Below are 7,102 nucleotides of genomic sequence, written 5' to 3'. Positions count from 1 at the left end.
TTGTCAATTTGCCAGATAGCAGCAATGATTCTATCTGGAAGGCTTATGTTTTTCGGGCCGGTTTTAAGGAACTTTTGAATAATTTTGTTAATATTTATCCGAAAGAGATTGTTTTTTTAAGATCGTTTACACCAACTAACCATACCATTGAAGCGCCTTATGTAAGTCCGAACAAACTAAAAACATTAGCAAAAGAAAATATAGTTTTTGTTTATAAGGAAGACCTTAAAACCGTGGTTTTGGTTAAATAAATAATATAATTTTGTGCCTGGACACCCTTAGGGTGTCCAATTCTATTTATAAAGTAATTCTTATCTCTCCTTTTGTATACTGACGCAAAAGCATTGAGATTAAAGTCTGATATGGCAAATTATTCTCGGCCGCTTTGACTTTAAGCTTTTGAATATCGCGCTCCGAAAGACGGATATTAATATTTTTGGTTTTTTGAAGAGTATTCTTGGCCGCCTCTCTAGCTCTTTTTATCTCCTCTTTTAAATTAGCTACCGATTTATATTTACCAGCCTCCACGTCTCTTAATATCTGTAATTCTTCCTTATCAAGTTTATAATCTTTCATGTCTAAATTATAGACAATATTTATGACAAATAATATGAAATGTCAATATGTGTAAAATAGCCTCGTCACCCTACGGGTGGAAAACTTATTTTAGATATTCTTTTATCGGCGAAGGATTTCATATCCAGATAAAAACTCCTTTTACCAGTTAATTTCTGTATTGTTTCCTGGCCTCTTTCATAAAGTTTTTTTATTATTCTTGGATCTTTTATATAAGGTTGCATAATTTGGTAAAGTAACGGATGAATAAGACCCGGCAAATTAATAATATCGTCAAATGGTATAAATAGAGTGTTTGGACTTTTTATTTGAGCTTTTTTTTCTATTTGGATTTCGTAAATTTTGAAAATAGGAGGAAATAGTCCTAACTTCATAAAATAATCAGTCGTATCGATATTTTGTAATACTTCTCCTTCCCTGGTAAGTTCTTTTACAATCTTAAGTTTTACCTGACCGAAGATCTTGACTATTAAACGGCAAGCGATGTCTTCCGCAGTTTTGTCACCTTCTTTTGGATTAACAAATCCATGAGGAATAGCCCAAACCCCTTTTATGGGACTAGTGCTGATTTGTTTAACTAAAATTTTATTGTTTCTTATAACAATAGCGCCTCCCATCGGTCTATTAATAATTTCATAAATAGCTTTCATGCCTTTTTTTCTTATTTGAGAGTATAAAATATCTGCTAAAAGAAAATTCTCTTCATAAAACGATTTAATGGGAGCGAAAGAGGCAGAAAGTAAAAATCTATCTGTTTCGACAGGATTTAAATCCAATGCTTTGGCTATTTCGATAATTATATTCCTTTTGGGAGGACTGCGAAGATTATTCTCGATTTTAGACAGGTAAGTATTATCAATAGAAACTACTTCTGTTAACTTTTTCAGAGTGACGCCGGATTTTAAACGATATTGTCTTAATAAAGCTCCAAATTCCATAAGTTGCCAATTTGTCAACTATTTTACCAAATAGATTCTCTTTATGCAAGAATCTATATAATCGGTTTTAATTATGGAGAATCATTTTGTCGAAAGTCGAAAAACGAACAATTCACGTCCGTTGCTTAAAATCGCCTTTGGTTTTTTAGGCATACCCGCGGGAACATTAGGTAAAGTAGCCATAGACGCATTGACAATCCATAAACTAAGCCCCGCAACAGAGATAGCAATACCTCTTAGTTTCGTTGCAATTTTTACAGCTTTAGCACTATCATATATAGGTCTATATATAGATGCGAAGGCTGTATCTAGTTCAAGCCCAAAAAAAATATATCCAAAAAGAAAAATCAAAAATTAATTTAAAACCATCGTGGAGTTTTTTTCAAATATTTTTTGTAATCTTTTCCAAACTTTTTTTTCAAAGTCGGTTCTTCGTAAAGAGTGATAAATAGGTGGAAAAATCCAGCCAAGAGAAACAAATAAGTTAATAACATAAGATGGCCGAAAAAGAAAAAATATCCTAATAAAATAACTAGGACGCTGATATACATCGGATTTCTCGTGTATTGATATAAGCCTTTAATGACTAAATTTTTCGGTGGTTGAGTCGGAACTGGCGTGCCTTTACCTAAGAAATGGAACAATCCGGCGCAATATAACCAACATCCTCCTCCAGCCATAATCAAAATCACTCCTAGTATTTTTAATACTAAAAACGAATAAACCGACAAGAAAAAATATGAATTTAAGCGGATAAAAATCAGCGGAAAAACAAAAAAAACTGACAAACCATAAAGAAAAGCAATAAATAAGGTAAGGGGCTTCATCAAGCAGGGGCGGAGGGAGTCGAACCCCCATCTAAGCTTTTGGAGAGCCCAATTCTGCCATTGAACTACGCCCCCTGTTTCAAACTATCGTTTTTGTTACGCTTCTTTGTGTGCCCGGAGAGAATTGAACTCTCAATTTCAGCCTCCGCAGGGCTGCGCTCTATCCGTTAAGCTACGGGCACATGTACTTTACCAGCTATCTTTTCTCCAAGAGCGTATCCATATTGTACAATTTTTTCCTTCAGATATACATTGTAATACTTTACAAAACAAATACCTCCGTAATTTCTTCTAAATTTTTTTTCTTTACTTCTTGACTTTCTGTATATTTTTTCAAATTGGTTAGTTGGAATGCTAAGAAGTTTGGACCAATAAGCCTTTATTTCTTTCACTTTGTGATAATAATGCAAATGTAATCTTATTCTAAATTTGCTTTCATCCAGTTTATAACATTGTCGTAATAGATTGATAAAAAGCAAGATTAATTTGGGATCGGTATTGGCAAATTGTAAGGCGCCTCTCACTTTGGTACCTTCTGCCCAATATAACAGAGAAAGTATCGCTTTTCTTGTTTCATGATTAATCTGTATTTTAGAAACTTCGTTTTTAGCTTCCTTAATAATTTGACTTACGATTTTTTCTCTTTTTCTTTTATTTCCTTGAGCTCCTAAAGGCTGTATTTCTTTAATCCAACGAATCCTGTCAAGTCTACTGAATTTAGCCGGTCTTTTTACTCCACGAATCCATTCATGCAATGTACTTTTAGGTACTTTTAACTCTTTTGTTAATTGTCCATAAGAATATCCCTGTTTACGTAATAACCTTGCTTTTTCTTTAATAGTTTCTTTCCATTTAGGACTCATGTCGTACCTACAAATATAAGTTGTAGTATATATAGCTTAATCCTATTCTTTCTAGAAGTCAACTTTATTACCAACTCCCTCCTCCACCACCGCCACCACCTCCGCCAGAAAATCCTCCGCTAAAACCTGAAGAAAAACCAGACGAACTTCGCGTTGGCGTCGCCGCCGTCCGGAAACTGCTCATCGAAGAACTAAGACTGCTGACAAAAATCCAACTGTTAAACGGTCCGCTAGAATAACTCTGATACCAATCAGGCTCCCTTATATTCATTGTTTCAAACCGCTTCGCCCAAACTTTCTCGACTCCAAAAGCCACTGCATATGGCAGTAGTCTCTCAAACATCACCTGCCTGCCGGCAGTCAGGTCTGTTTCAGCCTGAAATTTTAACTGTCTTTCTTGACTCGTCAAGAAATTTCTTAAAGAAAATGCGACATTTTTAGCATTAACGCCTTCGACGGTTTTTCTCGGCATTACACGACCAAAGATAAAGGCTACTATAGCTAGGAAAAAATTAAACGTAAACAAAGCAATACCAGCAATCACATAATAAACTGTTCTTACTGATTGGGGATTTTTCGGAAAAAGTCCGGCTGTAACGGTTTGTTCGTAAAGACTTTTTTTAATTTCTTCCACTTCTTCATAAAGATGCTCGTTTTTTAATCTTATTTCGCTTTCCGTCTTAAAAAACTTATTCAGTAAAAGTTGTTCAAATGACAGTAAAGATCCGCCTTCGTCAAGACTTCGGCGGACAAGGAAAAAATCGCCCTTCTTTCTCTCTTCTATCCTTAAATATCCGCGCCTTGCCAAATCAACAATCGTTGCTGAAATATCTTTAAGATCAACTGTCTCATCGCCCAAGGTTCCCACTTCTCCGGGAGTAAAAAATCTTTTTCCATCCGAAGTTTTCGGCGGGTCATACCAGGCAGTAGTTATCCCAACCGTTCCTTTAGGATCGCGTCCAGTTTTAAACCATTTATAGATGATGGAAAAAGGCAAGAAAACATACCAAATTAACGCTAATAAGCCAATTACCAATCCGACCAATTTACCAATGAAAGTGTTCCAAAAACTAATAAATTCTTTCGGCTCCAAAACCGCCACAATATTTTTCGGAAAACCAACCACAACTGTCAAGCCTTCTCCCGCGTTTAAAGAACTAATTGAATTAATACGAACTTTGTCACGATCGTGGTAAAAGTTGCACTGACTTTCACGACTACCAATAATTCCTGTATAACAGGTATAACTTATAGTTCGAGTTAGTCGAGAACTATCGTTATTTTTCTCGACTTTGCTCGAAAAATAAGGTAATGTTATTTCTGAATTAACATAATTAATCGGCACATCCCATTCATTTCCCGTCACATTCCAGTAAAGCTCGTCATGATCGGAAAAGTACGTCAAGGCGCCACCGACTCGATAACTGATAACATAACTGTGAACGCCCGTTACTGTCATATTTGAGTCACCTATTTTAAGCTGAATATTGTTATTTATTGTTGAACGAGAATATCTATAAGATAGATTATTCTCATCGGTGACGGAGAAGCTGGAAAAATCAAGTTGAAGTTTTTTCCCATCTTGGTTCGTTTTTATATAAGGAATGTTCCTATAAATCCCGTGACGGTAAAGATCGCCAAAGTCATAAGTTATCGTTTCTTTAACATCTATTGTTCCGTCTTTATTAATTTTAATATCAGACTGAAAACTTTTTATTTCTTCAGCATTAACAGCAAAAACGATTGAAAAAAATAAAAGAAGACAGATCAGGATTTTTTTCATTAGTAATATAGTATCATATTTAAAAGCGAAGGTATAAAATTTTTTTGGTTGAATTAGTTGCGGGTGTCGAGGGGAAAGGGATCCCGGACGGCCTGCCTGCCGGCAGGCAGGCGCGCAGTCGAGGGGTATCGTTCGAAGCGAGCACCGACGGGAATGAACCCGAGACAGGACCCGCAACAAGATTAAAAAATTTCGGTATCGAGCTTTTAAATATGAAATTCTACAAAGTCTCGTGGAAAGAACTCGAAACAGATTGCTTTGCGCTTTACAAAAAAATCAAAAAATATAAATTTGATCGGATCCTTTGTGTCTCTCGCGGCGGCTTGGTCTGGGCACGGATGTTCTCCGATCTTCTCGGCAACCTTCCTATTTCTCATCTCACTGCTGTTTCTTATACTGGCATCCATAAACAAAAAAATGTGGAAATAACAGAGTTACCCGAGCACAAAAAACTGAACAACCAAACTCTTTTAGTTATCGATGAAATCGCCGATCACGGAAAAACTTTTGCTAAAGTAAAAGAATATTTACGGACGTTAAAGATAAAAAAATACTACACTTTAGCTCCGATTATTAGAACCTATATCAAACCAAGACCTGACTTTTATTTAAAAATCATCGATGACTGGATCATCTACCCTTATGAATTAAAAGAAACTTATAAAGCTTTCTTAAAAATCTATAAAACTAAAGAAAAAGCTCTAAAAATGCTTTTGAAAAATGGGTTTAAGGAAGACAATTTTAAGGGTTTGTTTTAAGTTAATCTTGTTATTTTTTTTACTTCGTCGACTACACGCCCTGGATAATAATCGCTAAAAGTATCTATTAGCTTAATTATTTTCAAACAGGATTTTTTTATTTCTTCTGCAGATTGTTTAACAGGAGCGCACCTGAAAATTGGAAAACGAAAATATTTATTAAAGGATCCTAACAGTCTTTCTTTTAATTGTTGTAAATTATAGTCATGAGGCTGGATAAGTTCTGGATCGGTTAAAGATTTACTAAAGTCGGTGAATAGTCTTCCGGATCTTTTCCTTTTTCTCCAATCAGATCATTAACAATGTTTAGGAAAGCTGCTACCAATCGTGACTTTTTTCCTCTTCAGAGTAATGCCACCTTCTAATCCCTCGAAAATAATAAAGAGCTCGTCTAAAATACTCGTAATTCTCCCCTTCAAAAATTATCCCTTTTGATAATAGTTTTGAGTGAATATCTGTAATTAACTCTAAAACTATTGATTCATTAAGCTTCGCTTCTGATAACTGAGGAAGGTTGCCAATAACAGAATCAATTACCTCTTCAGTGTTTTCAACTAAACCCGACCTGCCTCGCTCAGTGTAAAATCCCTTACAAGCAGAGCAGGCATCATCTAAACGGGAATAGTTCAACCAAAAACTTTGTTTTTTCGGATCAAGGTTGTCAATTTCTGTCTGGTTTTGTTCATTTTTTTGCCCAAGAACAAAAACTTCGCCATTAAAAGGATTAAATCTGACTGTTTCTACACTAATAAGCGGTTCAAACACATCTCTAATCGGAGGTAAAGAAAAAGGGTCTATTGTTAACCTTTTTTCTTTTGGTTCTGTATTTATTGCTTGTATTGGAATCTGCTTTTCAATAATTAGTCTTTCTTTTAGAGTAACTATCATTTAATGGTAATTATCTCACGTCTGTGTATAAATGTAAAGATGCTAAGAAAAATATTTTTTGTTAGAATGATTGGGTGCAGTATAAAAAAGCTCCGGAGATAAAAAGGCAGATCAGGGTTTTGATAAAAGAATTAAAATTTACCCACATTAAACCAAACCAAATCCACTGCATCCGCAGTTTTGATGCTAAAACCAGAGCGGTAGCGAGAATCTGGGGAATGGCAAAGATATTTCATGAGGTAGTCGGAATCGAGCCAAACTATATTATCGAAGTCAATGCCAAAAGATTTGATAAATTATCCGACCGTGACAAAGTTAAAACCTTAATTCATGAACTAATGCATATTCCAAAAACATTCTCAGGAGCTTTGTTATCTCACCGCGGCCGCTATTACGAAATAAGCGACCGGGAAGTTGAAAAAATTCTGAAAAATATATTTTAATTTATCTCTCTATATTTACTCCGGAA

At 35.2% G+C, this 7,102-nt stretch carries 7 protein-coding genes and 2 tRNA genes; 2 read left to right on the top strand and 7 right to left on the bottom strand.

Features of this window, described 5'->3' with window-relative positions; genetic code table 25:
* Window positions 1-596: 596 nt before the first annotated feature.
* The 6 genes from GW846_00185 to GW846_00160 all read right to left on the bottom strand — a co-directional run bounded on the left by GW846_00185 (window position 597) and on the right by GW846_00160 (window position 4,987).
* The gene (locus GW846_00185) at window positions 597-1,532 is read right to left on the bottom strand and encodes a helix-turn-helix domain-containing protein (protein ID NDK09185.1); all 936 of its coding nucleotides are present in this window, start codon (window positions 1,530-1,532) and stop codon (window positions 597-599) included.
* A gap of 341 nt (window positions 1,533-1,873) precedes the next feature.
* Entirely contained in the window at window positions 1,874-2,194 is a 321-nt protein-coding gene (locus GW846_00180) for a hypothetical protein (protein NDK09184.1), read from the bottom strand.
* A gap of 151 nt (window positions 2,195-2,345) precedes the next feature.
* A tRNA-Trp gene (locus GW846_00175) sits at window positions 2,346-2,416 on the bottom strand.
* A gap of 34 nt (window positions 2,417-2,450) precedes the next feature.
* Window positions 2,451-2,523: transfer RNA gene (locus tag GW846_00170), tRNA-Arg, on the bottom strand.
* The gene (locus tag GW846_00165; GenBank protein NDK09183.1) at window positions 2,509-3,204 is read right to left on the bottom strand and encodes a hypothetical protein; all 696 of its coding nucleotides are present in this window, start codon (window positions 3,202-3,204) and stop codon (window positions 2,509-2,511) included. The genes GW846_00170 and GW846_00165 overlap by 15 nt, the downstream gene beginning before the upstream one ends.
* Before the next feature lie 67 nt (window positions 3,205-3,271).
* A complete protein-coding gene (locus GW846_00160; GenBank protein NDK09182.1) occupies window positions 3,272-4,987 on the bottom strand; it encodes a DUF2207 domain-containing protein in 1,716 nt (571 codons plus the stop codon).
* A 212-nt stretch (window positions 4,988-5,199) separates the two neighbouring features.
* Here GW846_00160 and GW846_00155 point away from each other — a divergent pair, with 212 nt between their 5' ends.
* Window positions 5,200-5,745, top strand: coding sequence for a hypothetical protein (locus tag GW846_00155; GenBank protein NDK09181.1), 546 nt, complete (start codon window positions 5,200-5,202; stop codon window positions 5,743-5,745).
* 318 nt (window positions 5,746-6,063) lie between these two features.
* Here the strand turns inward: GW846_00155 and GW846_00150 are convergent, their stop codons facing one another.
* Window positions 6,064-6,633, bottom strand: a complete 570-nt coding sequence (locus GW846_00150; protein ID NDK09180.1) for a hypothetical protein — start codon at window positions 6,631-6,633, stop codon at window positions 6,064-6,066.
* Between the two features lie 119 nt (window positions 6,634-6,752).
* Here GW846_00150 and GW846_00145 point away from each other — a divergent pair, with 119 nt between their 5' ends.
* Window positions 6,753-7,076 carry a metallopeptidase gene (locus GW846_00145; protein ID NDK09179.1) on the top strand — a complete coding sequence of 108 codons (324 nt, stop codon included), beginning with the start codon at window positions 6,753-6,755 and terminating at the stop codon, window positions 7,074-7,076.
* Window positions 7,077-7,102: the final 26 nt, after the last annotated feature.

Source organism: Candidatus Gracilibacteria bacterium (assembly GCA_010119145.1).
GTDB lineage: Bacteria > Patescibacteriota > Gracilibacteria > BD1-5 > UBA6164 > JAACSU01.
This window is presented reverse-complemented; position numbering and strand designations above follow the sequence as displayed.